The 17,759-nt window shown below is 71.0% G+C and carries 13 protein-coding genes; 7 read left to right on the plus strand and 6 right to left on the minus strand.

Annotated elements, in window-relative coordinates; all coding sequences use genetic code 11:
- Positions 1-29: 29 nt before the first annotated feature.
- Entirely contained in the window at positions 30-176 is a 147-nt protein-coding gene (locus ACFYST_RS10165; RefSeq protein ID WP_387861217.1) for a hypothetical protein, read from the plus strand.
- 127 nt (positions 177-303) lie between these two features.
- Here the strand turns inward: ACFYST_RS10165 and ACFYST_RS10170 are convergent, their stop codons facing one another.
- The 3 genes from ACFYST_RS10170 to ACFYST_RS10180 all read right to left on the minus strand — a co-directional run bounded on the left by ACFYST_RS10170 (position 304) and on the right by ACFYST_RS10180 (position 5,996).
- Positions 304-1,440, minus strand: coding sequence for a Fic family protein (locus tag ACFYST_RS10170; RefSeq protein ID WP_387861219.1), 1,137 nt, complete (start codon positions 1,438-1,440; stop codon positions 304-306).
- Positions 1,441-1,721: 281 nt separating this feature from the next.
- Positions 1,722-3,848 carry an NPCBM/NEW2 domain-containing protein gene (locus ACFYST_RS10175; protein WP_387861220.1) on the minus strand — a complete coding sequence of 709 codons (2,127 nt, stop codon included), beginning with the start codon at positions 3,846-3,848 and terminating at the stop codon, positions 1,722-1,724.
- A gap of 69 nt (positions 3,849-3,917) precedes the next feature.
- The gene (locus ACFYST_RS10180) at positions 3,918-5,996 is read right to left on the minus strand and encodes an alpha-galactosidase (protein ID WP_387643543.1); all 2,079 of its coding nucleotides are present in this window, start codon (positions 5,994-5,996) and stop codon (positions 3,918-3,920) included.
- A 379-nt stretch (positions 5,997-6,375) separates the two neighbouring features.
- Between ACFYST_RS10180 and ACFYST_RS10185 the strand changes: the two genes are divergently transcribed.
- The 3 genes from ACFYST_RS10185 (at position 6,376) to ACFYST_RS10195 (ending at position 10,102) form a co-directional block, all read left to right on the plus strand.
- Positions 6,376-7,416, plus strand: coding sequence for a substrate-binding domain-containing protein (locus ACFYST_RS10185; RefSeq protein WP_387643541.1), 1,041 nt, complete (start codon positions 6,376-6,378; stop codon positions 7,414-7,416).
- Positions 7,417-7,502: 86 nt separating this feature from the next.
- Entirely contained in the window at positions 7,503-9,071 is a 1,569-nt protein-coding gene (locus ACFYST_RS10190; RefSeq protein ID WP_387861222.1) for a sugar ABC transporter ATP-binding protein, read from the plus strand.
- Positions 9,068-10,102: an ABC transporter permease gene (locus tag ACFYST_RS10195; RefSeq protein ID WP_387861223.1), complete on the plus strand. Its 1,035-nt coding sequence runs from the start codon at positions 9,068-9,070 to the stop codon at positions 10,100-10,102. The genes ACFYST_RS10190 and ACFYST_RS10195 overlap by 4 nt, the downstream gene beginning before the upstream one ends.
- A 12-nt stretch (positions 10,103-10,114) precedes the next feature.
- Here ACFYST_RS10195 and ACFYST_RS10200 read toward each other — a convergent pair whose 3' ends face one another.
- Positions 10,115-10,684, minus strand: coding sequence for a TetR/AcrR family transcriptional regulator (locus ACFYST_RS10200; RefSeq protein WP_387861224.1), 570 nt, complete (start codon positions 10,682-10,684; stop codon positions 10,115-10,117).
- A gap of 53 nt (positions 10,685-10,737) precedes the next feature.
- On the opposite strand from ACFYST_RS10200, the gene ACFYST_RS10205 reads away from it, so the two are divergent.
- Positions 10,738-11,694, plus strand: coding sequence for a TIGR00730 family Rossman fold protein (locus tag ACFYST_RS10205; RefSeq protein ID WP_387861226.1), 957 nt, complete (start codon positions 10,738-10,740; stop codon positions 11,692-11,694).
- A 52-nt stretch (positions 11,695-11,746) separates the two neighbouring features.
- Here ACFYST_RS10205 and ACFYST_RS10210 read toward each other — a convergent pair whose 3' ends face one another.
- The gene (locus ACFYST_RS10210) at positions 11,747-12,739 is read right to left on the minus strand and encodes an alpha/beta hydrolase (RefSeq protein ID WP_387643532.1); all 993 of its coding nucleotides are present in this window, start codon (positions 12,737-12,739) and stop codon (positions 11,747-11,749) included.
- A gap of 75 nt (positions 12,740-12,814) precedes the next feature.
- Positions 12,815-15,298 carry an ABC transporter permease gene (locus tag ACFYST_RS10215; protein WP_387861227.1) on the minus strand — a complete coding sequence of 828 codons (2,484 nt, stop codon included), beginning with the start codon at positions 15,296-15,298 and terminating at the stop codon, positions 12,815-12,817.
- Between the two features lie 241 nt (positions 15,299-15,539).
- Here ACFYST_RS10215 and tsaD point away from each other — a divergent pair, with 241 nt between their 5' ends.
- Both tsaD and ACFYST_RS10225 read left to right on the plus strand, forming a co-directional pair.
- The gene (gene tsaD, locus ACFYST_RS10220; RefSeq protein ID WP_387861228.1) at positions 15,540-16,604 is read left to right on the plus strand and encodes a tRNA (adenosine(37)-N6)-threonylcarbamoyltransferase complex transferase subunit TsaD; all 1,065 of its coding nucleotides are present in this window, start codon (positions 15,540-15,542) and stop codon (positions 16,602-16,604) included.
- A 163-nt stretch (positions 16,605-16,767) separates the two neighbouring features.
- Positions 16,768-17,757, plus strand: a complete 990-nt coding sequence (locus ACFYST_RS10225; protein ID WP_387861230.1) for a 5'-nucleotidase — start codon at positions 16,768-16,770, stop codon at positions 17,755-17,757.
- Positions 17,758-17,759 lie beyond the last annotated feature (2 nt).

Genomic DNA, 17,759 nt, shown 5'->3' on the forward strand with positions numbered 1-17,759 from the left:
CACGGATGGGCCGATCCTACAGGGTGCCCGTGAAGGCGTTCATGGCGAGCCTGGGAATCCCGGACTCCATCCTCCACCCGGATGATGTCGAGAACGGAGCCGGCCATGCTGCCAAAATCGTCAGCGGGATCGATATAGCGGAATTCCCCCAAGGTCTCGACTGCCCCGACTTCTGATCACTCTCGGGCTTATGCACTTCGTGGATTCACATCGAAAACGGCGCCCTCCGTGCGAGCGGCGCCTTACTGTGAGCATCCCAGGCGAAGCACAAGCGTGGAGCGCCGTACACCAGCCAACAAGATCTCAGCCCGCAAACGGATCGATGATTCGCATCGGAGTACGTGCCACGCTTAGTGCCCGCTCCGGGAAGCGCGGCCCTGCCGTGTAATACCTGGCCCGAGTGCGACCGACCGGCTCAAGTATCTGAGCGGTGACCAGTTCACGAAGATCCCGCTGCGCTTGCTGCAGACTCAGCCTCTCCGCGTGTTCGTAACGCGAGCGCCGCACCCGACCGGCCATGGCAACGTCGTGCAGAGCCGTCACCATCCGCTCGTCCATGCTCGCGCCCTCGACAAAGTCCGCAAGCAGGCCCCAGACCTGTCCGGACCTGTCCATGCGGCCTTGCACGGCCTGCGCCTGCTGATGGTAGGCCATCAAGTTGAAGCGGACCCACCCGGAGACATCCTGATCGGGCAGGTATTCGGAGCCGCAGCGCCCCAGTTCCCGGTAGTACTCCCAGGTGTTGCCCGGGCGCCCCAGCCAGGCCTCGATCGAGGAGAACTCCGGGGCGAGGACACCCTCCCGGGCGATCATGAGAGTCTGCAGCGATCGCGACATCCGACCGTTCCCGTCGGCCCAAGGATGGATCGACACCAGGTGCAAATGCGCCATCGCGGCCCGCACCAGTGGATGCGTGTTGTCGCCGATATTCAGCCAGTTCACCAATTCCTCCATCAGTGAAGGAACATCCCCCGCGTCAGGTGCGGTGTAGGCGGCAATACTCGGATCGCGGGCATCGGTCACATACACCGGTCCACGGCGCCACTGGCCGGCAGGCTTCCGCACTGCGTGGCGATGGCCCTGCAGCATCCAATGCAACGCATTGAGCAGCCCGTTACTGTAGGAGAAGTCATCGACGTCGTGCAGTGTCTGGATGTACGTCATCATCCGCTGGTAAGCGAGCGTCTCCTCGCGATTCTCTTCCGACACCTCCACATCGCGCTCACCCTCCAACAGGTCCTCAACGTCAACAGTGGACACCCTGAAGCCCTCGATGGAGTTCGAAGCTGCCACGGCATCGGCCGTCAGGAACTTGCGCAGGCCCTCGGTCCACTTGACCGGGGCCATACGAACCTGGTGCCGCAATGCGAGGCGCATGCGCTCGATCTCGTCGAGTACCCGCTCGTCGTCGACGGCAAGAGAAGGCGTAGGGAACAGCATGCATCGACGATAGATTGACGCAATCACCACGTCAAGCATCATCTCCAGGCGAGGCAGTCCGGACCGGCTCGATGGGCACGCAAGTTACCGAGCCCGGCGAACAATCACGCACCGCACGCCTCCGGTGCCGATGATGACGAGCTCCGGCGCCGGCACCGAGTAGCGGTCCTCTGTCACCCGACAGCGGTGAAGGCCCGATCACAGAGATCGACACCAACGCTCTCCGCAGGGCTGCGGTGCCGGACGGGGTGTCCGGCACCGCAGGGGCTGTGGGGGATCGGTCAGCAGGTGAGGACCGGGCCCGCCCAGTCGGCGTGGTCGCTGTTGTTGCCGTCGCCGCCGTCGGTGACGACGAGGTGGAGCTCGTTGGCGCCGGTGAGGTCGGCGGTGAGGTGCTTGGCGCCGGCGGTGGCGTTCAGTACGCCGCTGTCGGCGACCTTGGCGCCGTCCTTCCAGATCTGGAAGGCGACGGTGCCGCGGCCCATGGCCTCGGCGTCGACGCCGACGTCTGTGGTCAGCGAGGTGCAGGTGCCGCCGAGGTAGTAGACGATCTCGCTGAACGCGTTGGTGCCCAGGCCCTTGGCGTAGGTCGCGCCGTTGATGGTGATGGTGTGTCCGTCGCCGGACTGGTTGTCGCCGTTGCTCATGTCCTTCTCGACCTGGCCCCAGCCGTTGCTCGCGGAGGTCCAGGTGAGGTCGGAGAGCTGGTGGGCGCCGGCGGTGGGGCCGTTGCCGCAGGCGATCTTGGCGTCGGCCCAGTCGGCGTGGTCCCAGCTGGTGCCGTCACCGCCGTCGGTGACCGCCAGGCGCAGGGTGGTGGCGCCGGTGAGGTCGACGGTGAGCTTCTTGGCCGGGTCCTTGCCGGTGAGCTTTCCGCTGTCGGCGGCGAGGGTTCCGTCCTTGAATATCCGGAAGACGGCGGAGCCGTTGCCGGACGTCTCGTCGTCGATGCCGACGCTGGTCACCAGGTTCTTGCAGGTACCGCCGAGGTTGAAGCTGATGTCGCTGGCGGCGTTCGTACCGATGCCCTTGGCGTACGTGGTGCCGCGGATGGCCAGGGTGCGGCCGTCACCGGCGGCCCAGTCGCCGTTGCTGTGGTCGCGCTCGGCCGGGCCCCAGCCGTTGGCCTGGGCGAGGAACGGCAGGTCGCTCAGGTAGCTCATGCCGGTGGGCGGCGGGACGGGCACGCTCGGGGTGACCCGGAACATCGCGGTGCCGTGGCCGGGGACCGTGGCGCTGATCGTCCCGGTGCTGATGGTGGTCTTCTTCGCCCACAGGTCCTTGACCGTGTACGAGGGCGCGCCGGCGATGCCGACGGCCTGCACGGTGGTGGTGATGGTGGCGTCGTAGGAGCCCTCGTTGGTGAGGGTGACCGCGCGGCTGCCGTCGGCCAGCGGCTTCGACATGACGACCAGGCCGTTGTCGCTGGAGACCACCGAGCCCTGCTTGCCCAGCGGATCCTGGTCGATCGCGATGACGTCGGCGTTGGTGAGGATGTCGAACGTCTCCTGCTTGGCGGTGCGCAGGTCGGCGCCGATCAGCAGTGGTGCGGCCATCTCGGCCCAGAGGCTGAAGTGGGTCCGGTACTCGGTGCCGGTCATGCCGCCGTTGCCGACCTCCAGCATGTCCGGGTCGTTGAAGGCGCCGGGCTTGGCGTAGGCGGACAGTCCCTGGTTGGCGTGCGCGATGGAGATCATGCTCTGCCAGGTGTCGCTGATGTCGCCGGTGGTGCGCCAGGAGTTGCCGACCGGCTGGGCCCAGTTCCACGGGCCGCTGGAGCCCCAGTCGCAGATGCTGTAGAGGATCGGCCGGCCGGTCTTCTTCAGCGCGTCGCCCATGGCCTTGTAGCGGGTCTGTGCGTCGACGCCCATGTTGTTGCAGTTGTCGTACTTGAGGTAGTCGACGCCCCAGGAGGCCCACAGGTCGGCGTCCTGCTGCTCGTGGCCGAGGCCGCCCGGGAAGCCCTGGATGTCGCAGGTGTGGATGCCGGCGCTCGAGTAGAGGCCGAACTTCAGGCCCTTGCCGTGGACGTAGTCCGCGAGCGCCTTGATGCCGTGCGGGAACCGGACCGGGTCGGGCACCAGGTTGCCGGACAGGTCCCGGGAGGGCATCGCCCAGCAGTCGTCGAGGTTGATGTACTGGTAGCCGGCCGCCTTGAGGCCCTTGCTGACGAACAGGTCGGCCATGCCCTTGACCAGGTTCTCGTTGAACTGGGATCCGCACCAGGTGGTGTTCCAGTTGTTGAAGCCCATCTGGGGGGTCAGGTTGATGCCGTTGTCGAGCGCCATCGCCGGTGGGGCGGTGGCGAGTTGGGCGCCGGCGACGAGCGCGCCGCCACCGGTCAGCAGGGTGAGGGACGTTAACGCCGCGCTGATGCGGCGGGACAGTTTTGCGCGTACGGATTGCAAGGTTCCTCCCCGGGAACGGACATGCGGGACTCGACCACACGGAAAGTGGATCGCTGTGGGTCCGGCGCGTCAGGACAGCAGGCTCCAGGACTGGCCTGCGGCCGATCCGTCGGGCTGGTCGAGGACGACGGCGGACGTGGGTGTGGACTGCGGGGCGTCCAGTGCGAGGCCGGTGGCCACGTTGGTGATGGTCAGCGCACCGGTGGCGGTGTTCTGGACGACGCGCCACTTCTGGTGCGGGCTGTTGGGGTCGTAGCTGTTCAGGACCCACGCCGGATTGCCGGGCGTGGCCGGCCCGGTCAGGGTGCCGTGGACCTGGGTGCCGGTGTAGCAGTCGTCGGTGATGTGCACCGTGCCGTCACCGTTGGCGTCGAAACGCCACCGCTCCGAGGTGTGCCAGTCCCACCAGGTGTTGATGTCGGTGGTCGAGCCGTCGGGGGCGCTGCACGTGCCCCGGACCTCCAGGACCTGGCCGCCGGTGCCGCCGGCGCTGATGCCGTGGTAGCGGCCGTCGCCGATCACCGTCGCGGGGACGGTGACGGGCAGGGCCTTGAGCCGGTACATGGCCACGCCGTGCGGGGCGACCGAGGCGCCGAGCGTGTCGGTGACGTTGCCGGTGGCGCCGGTCCACAGCTCCTTGGAGGAGTAGCCGGGGCCCGTCAGTCCGAGTGCGCTCAGGGTGGTGGAGACGGTCCGGGCGGAGTTCGGGTCCTGGTTGACCAGCAGGACGGCGGTGTCGCCGTTCGCCAGCTGCCGCTTGAGGACCAGCGGGGCGGTGGGGCTGTTCGGCGGGTTGCCGACCAGGGTGGCGGGCTTGGCGAGGCTGTCCTGGTCGACGGCGATGACGTCGGCGTTCTTGTAGATGGCGAGCGCGGAGTCGCTGATGCCCGTGGACCAGGTGTAGCCGCGGTCGCTGTGCTGGGATTCGGCGGCGGTGCGCAGGTCGGCGCCGGAGATCAGCGGGGCGGCCGCCATGGCGAGGATCGACATCTCGCTGCGCGATTCGGTGTCGTTCATCGGCTTGTGGCAGGTGCAGGTGTCGGTGGTGCCGTAGAGGCCGTAGGGGTCGAGCCAGCCGGCGAACATCATGTCCATGTCGTTCCAGCTGCCCGGCCGGACGTTGCCCGGATACTGCAGCGCGGTCTGCAACTGGCCGTTGTAGAGCACGCCTTCCAGGTCCGGACCGCGGTCGCCGCCGATCCGGCAGAGGTTCGCGACCTGACCGCACCAGATGCCGGTCGGCGCGTAGCCGGGGGCCTGCCGGGCGGGGGTACCGGCCGCCCGGATCACCGGGTCGGTGCGGGCGGGGTCGTCACCGGCCAGCAGGTACGGGAGGCCGGTGTGCACGGGCTGCGCGGACACGCTCAGCGTGACGCGCGGTCGGCCCCGGGCGGCGGAGGCCGCGTCCAGGGCGCGCTGGAAGTCCTGGGTGCGGGCGTAGATGGAGCGGGTCAACTCCCGGCCCTCGCCCTGGGTTCCGTAGTTGTACCCGTCCGGACCGGTGATCGGCGGGCCGTAGGGGCAGTCGTCGTACTTGACGAAGTCGACACCCCAGGCGACGAAGTCGGCGGCGTCGGTCGACTCGTGCCCGAGACTGCCCGGGTGCCCCTGGCAGGTGGTGTAGGTGCCGGTGGCGTAGAGGCCGAACTTCATGCCCTTGCTGTGGGCGTACCACGACAGGTACTGGATGCCGTTCAGGGTCTGCCCGTTGACGGTGTGCGCCGGGAAGTGGTTCGGGTCCGGTATCAGGTGTCCCGTCGTCAGGTCGAAGCCGTTGCCGTCGGTACCGCTGACGGGGTTGCGGTTGGCGTCGTACAGCTGCATCGCGCCGTAGGAGTTCTTGACGAGGTCGGTGGTCTGGCCGTCGCGGTGGGACAGCGACCAGCCGTCGTCGATGGTGACGGTGTCGTAGCCGGCCGCCACCAGGCCCTTGGACGACATGAAGTCGATGGTCTGGACGACCTGCTGCTGGGTCACCGCGGTGCCCAGGATGTTCCAGGAGTTCCACCCCATCGGCGGAGTGAGGGCGTTGCCGTTGTCGAGGGCCGCGGCGGGGGCGGAGCCGGCGACGACGGCCGTGAGGCCGGATGCCGCGAGGGACAACGCCGCGAGGGCGTGCAGCAGGGTGCGGGGCATGGATGGACGCATGGGGGCGCTCCAGGTGAGCCTGCGGGGGTGTGACATGCCGGTGGGTTCTGTTGAATCCATCTCCAGAGATCGACGGCTGGAGGAATTTTCAAACAGAAAGCAACGCATGGTAGCCAGATCGGAAACAAGCACTCAAGACCTCGAACACGCCGTCTTCAGGAAGCTTCAGGCCGAACTGCCGTTGAATGCAACGGATAACCTCACGGGCGGATGTCCACGCACCCGCCCTCTTGACATGCCCGTGCAATGGCACTGAGATATGTCGGGTCGCGTTTGAGCATGTTGGTTTCTGGTGGTTTGACGGGCCGCCGGAGCCTGTGCGCGACGGAGTCAGGAGCCCCCTCCCCCTCTCGCGTCCGACGAAAAGGAGCCTCCCCTCATGTCCCGTGCCATCAACTGCCGTGCCGCCGCAGGACTCCTGCTCGCCCTGGGCCTGACCACCACCGCCTGCTCCACCGGCCAGGAGTCCACCTCCGGCGCCCCCGCGGTCGCCCCGGTCGGCGGAAAGATCTCGATCACCTACCTGCAGAAGCAGGGCGACCAGGAGTACTTCGTCGGCGAGGCGGCCGGCGCGAGAGCGAAGGCCGCCGAACTGGGCATCGACATCAAGGTGGTGAACCTCGGCAACGACGCCAACAAGACCATCAGCGAGGTGCAGTCCGCGATCGCGCAGAAGACCAACGGCGTCATCGTGGTCGTGCCCGACCCGGCCGTCGGCCCGCAGGTCGTGCAGACCGCGCGGGACGCGAAGATCGCCCTGCTCACCTCGGACGACCAGGTCTGCGCCACCGGACCGGACCCGGCGAAGTGCGCCAAGTCCGACCTGGTGCCGCGGATCGGCTTCTCCGGCGCGCAGATGGGCGGCGAGGTCGGCAAACGCGCCGCCGAGGAGTTCAAGAAGGCCGGCTGGAACGCCGCCGACACCCGGATCATCTCCGCCTGGAAGCAGGACGTCACCGTCTGCGGCGACCGGGTCAAGGCCGCCAAGGAAGCCTTCGACTCCGCCGTCCCCGGGGTCCGGAACATCGACGTCGCCACCGACAACACCCCGACCGGCGCACAGGACAAGGTCGCTGCGACGGTCACCGCCAACGCCGGGGTCAAGCACTGGGTGGTCTGGGGCTGCAACGACGAGAACGTCCAGGGCGGCGTCACCGCCCTGCAGAACGCCGGCGTCAGCCCCGGCGACATCGATGGCGTGGGCCTCGGCGCCTACCTCGCCTGCAAGAGCTGGACCGGCGGCAAGCCCTCCGGGATGAAGGCCGCACTGTTCATCAACGGCAAGGACGTCGGCGCACTCGCCGTCCAGACCATGTACGACCGGCTGAAGAACAACAAGGAGATGCCCGCCGAGGCGTTCGCCCGCACCACCATGGTCGACGCCGCCACCTGGCAGGGCGCCGGCGTCACCTGCAACTGACCGTCGTTCCCCGCGGTCGCCGGTGGGGCCGGCGGCCGCCTCCACTCCTCCGCTCCACTCCTTCGCTCCATTCCTGAGGTGACCCAGTGAACAGAGCACGCCCCTCGACCCCGATCTCCCGACCGCCCTCCACCGCCGGGGCGCGGGTCGAGGGGATCACCAAGCGATTCGGCGCGGTGCAGGCCCTGAGCGACGTGACCCTCGACCTCCCCAGCGGCAGAGTCACCGCCCTCATGGGTGAGAACGGGGCCGGCAAGTCCACTCTTCTGAAGATCCTCGCCGGCGACCACCGGCCGACCGAGGGTCGCGTCCTCCTGGACGGGCGACCGGTCGACCTGCGCTCCCCGGCCGACGCACGGGCCGCCGGCATCCGGATCATCCCGCAGGAACCCGAGATCATCCCGCACGTCCCGGTCGCCGAGAACGTCTACGCCGGGTCCCTGCCCCGCCGGGCCGGCCGCCGACTCGACCGGGCCGAGCTGCGCCGCCGGATCACCGCGGACCTCACCCGGTTCGGTTTCGCCGACGTCCTGGAACCCGATCTGCTCGGATCGCAACTGACGGCTGCCCAGCGCCAGTTGGTCGAGATCATGCGAGCGCTGACCGGCGGAACCGCCGCCCGGGTCATCGCGTTCGACGAGCCGACCTCCTCGCTGTCCGAGCACGAGGTCGACGCGCTGTTCGCACTGATCAACCGCTTGCGCGACCAGGGCGTCGCCGTCGTCTACGTATCGCACCGGATGCAGGAGATCTTCCAACTCGCCGACCGCATCGCCGTCCTGCGCGACGGAGCCCTGGTCGGCGTCCAGGACGCCGGGACCACCACCGAAGGCGACCTGGTACGCCTGATGGTCGGCCGCGACCTGTCGGCGATGTCCGTCCGCCGGTCCGTCGTCACCGACCGGGTCGTCCTGGACGTCCGTGACCTGACGACGGACCGGGTCCACGGCATCGGCCTGCGGATCCACGCCGGCGAAGTGGTCGGCCTCGCCGGACTGATCGGCGCCGGACGCTCCGAACTCGCCCTCGCGCTCGCCGGGGACCTGCCCGTCCGCTCCGGCAGCGTCACCCTGGACGGGCAGCCGCTGCCGTCCGGCAACCCCGGAGCGGTGATCCGCGCCGGCCTCGGCCTGGCCCCGGAGGAACGGAAGGCGCAGGCGCTGTTCCTGCACCGCACGATCCGGGACAACACCTCCATCGCGGTGCTGGAGCGACTGCGCCGCTTCCGCTTCGTCAGGCGAGGAGCGGAACGCGACCTCGCCCAGGAGTACACCGACCGCCTGCGGGTCCGCGCACCGTCCGTCGAGCACGAGGTCCGCAAGCTCTCCGGCGGCAACCAGCAGAAGGTCGTCCTCGCCCGCTGGCTCGCCCGCAAACCCAAGCTGCTGATCCTCGACGAACCCACCCGCGGCATCGACGTCGGCGCCAAGGCCGAGATCTACCGGATCATCGCCGACCTCGCCGAACAGGGCATCGCCCTGCTGGTGATCTCCTCCGAACTGCCCGAACTGCTCGGCCTCGCCGACCGGATCGTCGTCATGCAGAACGGCCGCACCACCGGCGAGCTGAACCGCGCGGAAGCCACCGAGGAGGCCGTCCTCGCCCTCGCGATGGCCGATGACATCAGCACGAGCGCCCCAGGAGCAGCCTCATGACAACCGCCACCACACCGCCTGCCGTCTCGGACGACGGAGGCCGGCGCCGGCCCTCCGCGAGGATTCCCGTCCTGGGCGCCGTCGGCGGGCAGAACCTCAGCCTGATCGGCGCCCTGGCCGCGGTCCTCACCGTCTTCGGCCTCCTCAACGACAACTACCTCAGCCTCACCAACATGCAGGTGATCGCCGAGGCCGCCACCATCACCGGCCTGCTCGCCGTCGTCCAGACCGTCGTCATCATCTGCGGCGGACTCGACATCTCGGTCGGCTCCCAGGCGGGCGTCGCCTCCGTCGTCAGCGCCATGGCCTTCACCTCCGCCGGCTCCAACGCCTTCGCGGGCATGGCCGCCGCCCTCGCCGTCGGCCTGCTGATCGGCATCCTCAACGGCGCGGTCATCGTGTACGGCCGGGTCAACCCCACCATCGCCACCCTCGCCGGCCTCGCCGCCTACAAGGGCCTCGCCCAACTCCTCTCCGACGGCCGGGCCCAGGGCTACGTCCTCAACAACGCCTTCTTCGTCTTCCTCGGCCGGGGCAGGATCGCCGGACTCCCCGTCATGGTCTGGATCCTCATCGCCGTCGCCCTCACCGTCCACGTCCTGCTCACCTACACCGACATCGGCCGCAACATCTACGCCATCGGCGGCAACGACACCGCCGCCCGCCTCGCCGGCATCAACATCAACAAGTACCTGGTCGCCGTCTACGCCCTCATCGGCACCGTCGCCGCCATCGCCGGCATCCTGCTCACCGCCCGCACCGGCAGCGGACAGCCCACCTCCGGCAGTGAAGGCCTCGAACTCAAGGCCATCACCGCCGCCGCCCTCGGCGGCTGCGCCCTCAAAGGCGGCAAGGGCACCATCGGCGGCACCCTCCTCGCCGTCGCCCTCCTCGGCGCCCTCGAGAACGGACTCACCGTCCAGGGCATCAACTCCTTCTGGCAGAACGTCGCCCAGGGCGCGCTGCTCGTGGTCGCGGTCGTCATCCAGCAACGCCGCACCAGGGAACGCGCCGTCGGCCTCCCCGCCTGACGCGGAGGGCCGTCAGAGGCCGAGGATGCGGACGAGGCGGGCGGGAAGGTCGGGGTCGATGGGGAGGCCGGTGACGAGTTGGCGGTAGAAGACCGCGCCGGCCAGGGCGTCCATGAAGAGCTCGACGTCGGTGTCCGGGGGCAGGTCGCCCCGGGTGATGCCGCGGTGGATGACGGTGGCGCAGTTGGCGCGGCGTTCGGTGAGGAAGGCCGAGCGAAAGGCGTCCAGGGCGCCGGGGCGGCCGGCCAGGTCCGCGATCAGGGCGGGCATGGCCGCGCCGGCGGGGGTGGCCGTGTAGTTGGCGATGGTGCCGCGCAGCCAGGTGGTCAGGTCGTCGCGGGTGTTTCCGGTGTCCGGGAGCGGGCCGGTGTCCATCCGGGAGGCGAGGGCGTCCGCCACCAGGGCCGCCTTGTCGGGCCACCAGCGGTAGAGGGTGCTCTTGTGGACGCCGGAGGTGGTGGCCACGCCTTCGACGGTGAGTCGCGCGTAGCCGGTCTCGCTGAGCAGGGCGAGCGTGGCGTCGAGGACCTGGTCGCGGCTCCGGGGGCCTTTGGGCTGCGAGGGGGTGGGCGGTGGGGTCATGTGGTCCACCCTGCCATAATGCGACGCGACGTCGCGTCGCATTTGGAGGATTGATGCGCTTCGCAGTGTTCGCCGGATCCGCCACCGGCACCCGCACCGAGTGCGCCGCCCTGGCGGCCGCCCTGGGCACCACGCTGGCCCGCCGGGGCGTCGGCATCGTCTACGGAGGTGGAAAGGTCGGGCTGATGGGCGCGCTGGCCGACGCCGCGCTCGCCGCCGGCGGCGAGGTCGTCGGGATCATGCCGAAGGCCCTGGTGGACAAGGAGATCGCCCACCGCGGCCTGACCCGCCTGCGGGTGGTTGAGGACATGCACCGGCGCAAGGCCGCGATGGCCGAGGCGGCGGACGGGTTCATCGCACTGCCCGGTGGCGCCGGCACCCTGGAGGAGCTGTTCGAGGCGTGGACCTGGCAGCAGCTCGGGCTCCACACCAAGCCCGTCGCACTGCTCGGCCCGCCCGGTTTCTGGCAGCCGCTGACCGCGCTCGCCGACCATCTGGTCGACACCGGCTTCGTCCGCCCCACGTACCGGAACCTGATCACCGGGACGGACCCCGGGGCCCTGCTCGACGCCATGGCCCGGTGGCAGCCGCCGACGCCCAAGTGGGAGACCCCGTCGGCGGACGACGCGCTGCTGGACTCCGTGGGCTGGATCTGCGTCCGCGACCGGCGGCTGCTGGCCGTCCGGACACACGGCAAGGACGCCTTCTACCTCCCCGGCGGCAAGTTGGAGCCCGGAGAGACCCCGGCCCGGGCGCTGGCCCGGGAGCTGCGCGAGGAACTCGGCCTGACCTGCGCACCCGAGCGGCTCGCCCACGCCCACACGGTCGAGGCCCCCGCCCACGGCCGCCCCGGCGTCCGACTGCGCATGCACTGCTACACCGGCCCGGCCGACGGTATGCCCACCCCCGGCGCGGAGATCGCGGAACTGGCTTGGCTCACCGCCGCCGACACCGACCGCTGCGCGCCTGCGCTGCGGGAGGTGATGGCCCGACTCGATCTGGCCTCGTAGCGCGGGTCCGGGCCGCGGTGTCAGCGGCGGTGACGGGAGTGGCGGCTCGGGATCAGTGGGAGAGGCGGGCGACGAGTTCCAGTTCGTCCGCCAGGAGGGCCGGGTCGCGGGGGCCGAGGTGGGGGGCGCTCAGGGAGCGGACGCGGAAGCGGTTGTGGGGGGTGACCTCGTCGGCCTCGCGGATCATGAGGTCCTGGAGGGAGAGGGGGATGGTGTGGTCCTGGGTGTAGCGGACGAAGGTGCGGGGGACGCGGCCCCAGGTCGCCGGGAGGCCGCGGGCGTCCTCGGTCAGGCCGATGGACGCGGACTCGTCCGGCTCCAGGATGTTCATCAGGGTTCGGACTTCGGCGTCCGTGCGGTCGGCGGCGAGGGAGTCCTTGACGATCGCGAAGAAGGCGGGATCGGCGGAGCGCCAGTTGACCCGGTTGACGCCCAGCTCCGGCGGTGTCCGGACCGGGGGAATCCGGAACATGGAGCTGCCGGCCCCCTCGGGGGTCAGGACCAGTTGCAGCACCGAGGGGTGCTTGGTCGGGCAGAACGCGGAGGTGTACACCAGGTGCGCGATCAGCTCGGGCACCTGGTTGGCGACCGCGTTGAGAGTGGCGCCGCCGAGGCTTGCGCCGACCAGCACGACGGGGCCGTTGCGGCGCGCCCGCCGGACCGTGGCGATGACGTGGGCGGCGAAGTCGGCCAGCGTCACCTTGGACAGCGGGGACGGCTCGGTGCGCAGCCGGTCGAGGTCCTGCGGGGACTGGTAGGACTCGGGGAGGTACGCGCCGAGGCCGTGTCCGGGCAGGTCGACCGCGATCGCGCGGTGTCCGCGCAGTCCCAGTTCGCGCAGCAGGGGCTGCCAGGCGAAGGAGTTGCTGCCCGAGCCGTGGACGAGGACGAAGGTCGGGGCGCCGCGCCCGGGCCCGTCCGCGTGCGCGGCGGGGGTGGCTGCGCCGAGGGCGGCGATCGTCCCCGCGCCGGCCACGGCCGCCTTCAGCGCGCTGCGCCGCGACGTCCCACCGGCCTGCGCGTTGCTGTGCTGTTCCTTGGTCATTTACGGCCTCCCCCTTGAGAGTTGAAGGTTCTCGACGGATTCTTTCAGCCCTGACAGCAGAGAACCGGACGGGGGCTACCTCGCGTGCAGGGCGGCCACCACGGTCATGCGGCCGACGCGGCGGGCGGGGAGGACGGCGGCGGCGAGGCCGATCAGGACGGTCAGGGCGAGGGAGGCGAGGACGAGGGGGATCGGGGGGCCGCCGACGGTTCCGACGGTGGAGGTGACGGAGCGGGCGGCGGCCCAGCCGTAGGTCAGGCCGAGGGTGGTGCCGGCCAGGGCTGCGGCGAGGGAGAGGAGCAGGGCTTCCAGCGTGAGCATGCGGCGCAGCTGGCGGCGGGACATGCCGATGGCGCGGAGCATGCCGATCTCGCGGGCGCGTTCGCTGACGCTGAGCATCAGGGTGGCGGCGACTCCGAGGCCGGCGATGGCGACTGAGAAGGAGAGCAGGGCCATGCTGACCTGGGTCATCCGGTCGAGGAGGGTGCGGATGGTCTGGGCCTGGGCGGCGGTGTCGGTGACCTGGATCCCGGGGTGGCCGGCCAGTGCGCGGTCCATGGCGCGGCGGGTGGTGAGGTGGTCGGTGCCTTCGGCGGGGCTGATCCAGACGGTGGTGGTGGGTGCGCCGGGGGCGATGCGGTCGAGGGTGGCGGGGGTGACCAGCAGGTAGGCACCGCTCTGCAGGGTGAAGGGCAGGCTGCTGCGTCCGGGGGCGGCGCGGAGGGCGGTGGCGGGCTGCCCGGGGGCGGTGACGCGGATGTCCTCCGGTCCGCCGCCGAGGCCGCTGAGCGCCGTTCCGTCGGGCAGGGTCCGCGCTCGGTCGACGCCGTCGGCGCGGGGGTTGAGGCCGGTCGGGTCGACGGCCGCGAGCAGCGTCGGGTGTCCGTCGACGTCCACGGTGGTGGAGCGGACCCGGGTGACGGCGAGTTCGGGCTGTCGGCCGAGGGCGGCGAGTGTGTCGGCGGGCAGGGCGCCGCCGGCCGCGGGGGTGGCGGCGAAGACACCGGGCTGGCGGGCGGAGACCACCGGCACCAGGGAGTTGGAGGTGATGTCGAGGGCGGTGACGGCGCCGACCATGACGGTGACGCCGAGCAGCAGGGCGGATCCGGTGGCGCCGGTCCGGACCGGGTTGAGGCGCAGTTGCCGGGTGGCGAGCCGTCCGGCGGTGCCGCCGAGTCGGCGGGCCGGGGCGCCGAGGGCGGCGACCACGGCGGGCAGCAGTCGGTGGCTGAGTCGCAGCACTCCGAAGAAGCTGCTGATCGCGCCGAGGGTGACGGCGAGCAGCGACAGCGGCGGAGGTGTCAGCACGCCCAGCACCAGCGAGGCGGCGCCGGCCAGCAGCAGCGCCGCGGACCAGACCGCGGCGCGCAGCCGGGCTGCGGTGCCGCCGGTGGCGACGGCGCCGCCGAGTGCGGCCACGGGCGGCACCGCGGAGGCCTGCTTCGCCGGTCCGCGGACGGCCAGCAGGGTGAGCAGCACGCCGAACAGGCCGGCGAGCGCGCAGGTGGCCGGGGCGGGCAGCAGGTCCAGGCGCACCGGCCCGAGGTCGGCGTACCGGGCCAGGCCGGTCGCGGCGGCGCAGAGCCCGGCGCCGAGGAGTACGCCGACGGTCGAGGCGCCGATGCCGAGCAGCAGGCCCTGGCGGCGGATCAGTCGGCGGATCTGGGCCCGGTCGGCTCCCACGCAGCGCAGCAGGGCGAGTTGGCGGGTGCGCTGCGCCAGCATGACGGAGAAGGTGTTGCTGACCACCATGCGCGCCACCGCGAGCGCGATCAGGACGAAGGACAGTGCGGCGATCAGGACCACGCCGTAGAGGGTGGTGCTCTGCCGGGTCGCCTCGGTCACGGAGGCCGCCCGGGTGCGGATCACGGGTGCGTCGCCGAGGGCGGCGCGCAGTGCCTCGGTGGTGTGCGTGCGGGAGGCGCCGGGCTGGAGTCGGACGTCGAGTTGGGCGGCGGTGACGGCGGCGGCGTACTCGCCGACGGCAGCGGCCGGGACGGCGATGATCGGGTGCCCGGCGAGGCTGGGTGCGCCGCGGCCGTCGAGGGTGCCGACCAGGCGGGCGGTGGCGGTGGTGCCGTCGGGGCGGGTGAGTCGGATGTCCGAGCCGGGTGCGGCGTCGAGGCGGTGGGCGGTGTCGCTGTCGAGCAGTGCCTCGCCGGGGGCGTCCGGCCATCGGCCGTCCTTGAGCAGTTGCCAGCGCAGGGCCGGGTCGGCGGCGACGGCGGTCACGGTGGCGGCGTCGAGGGGCTGCCCGTCGGCGGCTTGCAGTGCGCCCTGGCCGGTCAGTCGGAGCGCCACGGCGGCGACTCCGGTGGCCTGTTGGGCGTGGGCGGCCGCGGTGGCGTCCAGGCCGCCGTTGGTGGCGGGCCTGGTGACCTGGATGTCGCCGGGGCCGACCTCGGTGGCGGCGGTCTGGCTGAAGGAGTCCACCAGGGCGCCGCTTCCGCCGACGGAGGCGATCAGGAAGGCCACGCCCAGGGCGATCGCGGCTCCGCTCAGCACCAGCTGCCGCAGTTGCCCGCGCAGCTCGGCCACGGTGTATCGGTAGGTCGTCATCGTTCCTCGGTTCGCACGCCCCTGACCAGTGGTGATGTGGCGTCAGGTGGCCGTCTCCGAGCCTATGGAGGGCGGTGGCGCGGGCCGTAGGCACCAGGTCGTGATCTTGATCGATCCGCAGGGTGAGGGCTTCGTCGGCGCTCTCCTCCTGTGGAGGTACGCCGACCCCGAACGGGTCCCGCGCCCGGCTTGTTGCACACTATGTGCAACTGCAAGTCTGATGCGAGAGTGGTGCGGGCCGATGCCGGAGTCGCCGGTGGTGCTGGGAATCGAGTCGTCGTGCGACGAGACGGGGGCGGGGCTGGTCCGGGACGGGGTGCTGCTCGGGCAGGCGGTGGCGTCGAGCATGGACGAGCACGCCCGGTACGGCGGGGTGGTGCCGGAGATCGCCGCGCGGGCGCATGTGCACGCGATGGCGCCGGTGGTGCGGGAGGCGCTGGGGCGGGCGGGGCTGACACTGGGGGACGTGGGGGCGGTCGCGGTGACGACGGGGCCGGGGCTGTCGGGGGCGCTGCAGGTGGGGGTGGCCGCCGCCAAGAGCTACGCGTTCTCGCTCGGGGTGCCGCTGTACGGCGTGCACCACCTGGCCGGGCATGTGGCCGCCGCCGGGCTGGTGGGCGGGCCGCTGCCGGATCCGTGCGTGGTGCTGATCGTCTCCGGCGGGCACACCTCGCTGCTGCTGGTCCGCGATCTGGCCCGCGACCCGATCGCGCATCTCGGCGACACCCTGGACGACGCGGCCGGCGAGTGCTTCGACAAGAGCGCCCGCATTCTCGGCCTGCCGTACCCGGGCGGGCCGGCCATCGACCGGGCCGCCCGGGACGGCGATCCGGCCGCGGTGCGGCTGCCGCGTCCGCTCACCGGGGCGGGCGACGACCCGTACGCGTTCTCGTTCTCGGGGCTGAAGACCGCCGCCGCCCGTTGGGTGGAGGGCCACCGCGCGGCCGGCCGCGAGCTGCCGGTGGCGGACGCGGCGGCGTCGCTCCAGGAGGCGATCGCCGACACGCTGACCCGCAAGGCCGTCCGGGCCTGCGTCGACCACGGCGTCGGGACGCTGGTGGTGGTCGGCGGGGTCGCCGCGAACTCGCGGGTCCGGGCGCTGACCGAGCAGCGCTGCGCGGCCGCCGGGATCACACTGCGGGTGCCGCCGCTGGGGCTGTGCACGGACAACGGCGCGATGGTCGCCGCGATCGGCGACCTGCTGGTCCGTGCCGGTGCCGAGCCCGCGCCGCTGGACGTGTCGATCGACCCGTCCGCGCCGCTGGAGTTCGCCGCACTGACGCCGCGGGCCCGGGCAGCCGCCTGACGACCGTCAACTCTCGTACTGCGCCCTGATCTTCGGGGCCTCGACGGCGAGGAACCGGGCCCTGCGGGCAGAGCGGTTCGGGGTCGAGCGATCGTTGAAACACCAGTGCGACAATGGGCCGGGCCCTGGAGGTGCCGGGCGGGAGTGCACAGGAGGGGTCGGGGTGGCGTACGAGCTTGCCGGGCGGCTGGTGGTCGGCGTCGCCTCCAGCGCGCTGTTCGATCTGACGGACTCGGACCGGGTGTTCCGCGAGGACGGCGAGGACGCCTACCGGGCGCACCAGGAACGCCACTTGGACGTCACCCTGGCGCCCGGGGTGGCCTTTCCGTTCGTCAAGCGACTGCTGTCCCTGAACAACCTGGGCCCGGAGGACGATCCGCTCGTCGAGGTGATCGTGCTGTCGCGCAACGACCCGGACACCGGGCTGCGGGTGATGCGGTCCATCCGGGCGCACAAACTGCCGATATCCCGGGCCATCTTCAAGCAGGGCCGCGCCCCGTACAGCTACATGCCGGTGCTCAACATGTCGCTGTTCCTGTCCGCCGACGAGGACGACGTCCGCGAGGCGGTGGCGGCGGGGCTGCCGGCCGGGCGGGTGCTCGGGCCGATGCAGCAGGACGACGAGGACGACACTGACCTGCGGATCGCGTTCGACTTCGACGGCGTGCTCGCCTCCGACCAGTCGGAGCAGGTCTACCAGCGCGAAGGCATCGAGAAGTTCCGCGACTACGAGGTGGCCCACGCGGACGTCCCGCACGACGCGGGACCGCTCAAGGACTTCCTCGCCGGGATCAACCGGATCCAGCAGCGCGAGGAGGACCGGCGCCGCACCGACCCCCGCTACCGCCTGCGGGTGTCCGTCTCGATCGTCACCGCCCGCAACTCCCCCGCCGACGAGCGGGCCGTGAAGAGCCTGAAGCGCTGGGGCGTCCGGGTCAACGACGCGTTCTTCCTCGGCGGTATCGACAAGGGCCGGATCATGGAGGTGCTGCGTCCGCACATCTTCTTCGACGACCAGCGCGTCCACCTCGACAGCACCGCGCGCACCACGCCGAGCGTGCACATCCCGATCGGTCAGATGAACGAGCCGGCGCGGACCGACGAACCGTCGCAGCTGGACGAGCCGGCGAACGCCGGCGGTGCGGTCGGTTAAGG

This window comes from Kitasatospora sp. NPDC004614 (genome assembly GCF_042873675.1).
Lineage (GTDB): Bacteria > Actinomycetota > Actinomycetes > Streptomycetales > Streptomycetaceae > Kitasatospora.

What these genes read in the sequence shown, in the direction of transcription:
- ACFYST_RS10180 (WP_387643543.1), bottom strand. Translation starts at nt 5,996, where the DNA reads ATGCGTCCATCCATGCCCCGCACCCTGCTGCACGCCCTCGCGGCGTTG.
- tsaD (WP_387861228.1), top strand. Translation starts at nt 15,540, where the DNA reads ATGCCGGAGTCGCCGGTGGTGCTGGGAATCGAGTCGTCGTGCGACGAG.
- ACFYST_RS10210 (WP_387643532.1), bottom strand. Translation starts at nt 12,739, where the DNA reads ATGACCAAGGAACAGCACAGCAACGCGCAGGCCGGTGGGACGTCGCGG.
- ACFYST_RS10170 (WP_387861219.1), bottom strand. Translation starts at nt 1,440, where the DNA reads ATGCTGTTCCCTACGCCTTCTCTTGCCGTCGACGACGAGCGGGTACTC.
- ACFYST_RS10185 (WP_387643541.1), top strand. Translation starts at nt 6,376, where the DNA reads ATGTCCCGTGCCATCAACTGCCGTGCCGCCGCAGGACTCCTGCTCGCC.
- ACFYST_RS10195 (WP_387861223.1), top strand. Translation starts at nt 9,068, where the DNA reads ATGACAACCGCCACCACACCGCCTGCCGTCTCGGACGACGGAGGCCGG.
- ACFYST_RS10215 (WP_387861227.1), bottom strand. Translation starts at nt 15,298, where the DNA reads ATGACGACCTACCGATACACCGTGGCCGAGCTGCGCGGGCAACTGCGG.
- ACFYST_RS10205 (WP_387861226.1), top strand. Translation starts at nt 10,738, where the DNA reads ATGCGCTTCGCAGTGTTCGCCGGATCCGCCACCGGCACCCGCACCGAG.
- ACFYST_RS10200 (WP_387861224.1), bottom strand. Translation starts at nt 10,684, where the DNA reads ATGACCCCACCGCCCACCCCCTCGCAGCCCAAAGGCCCCCGGAGCCGC.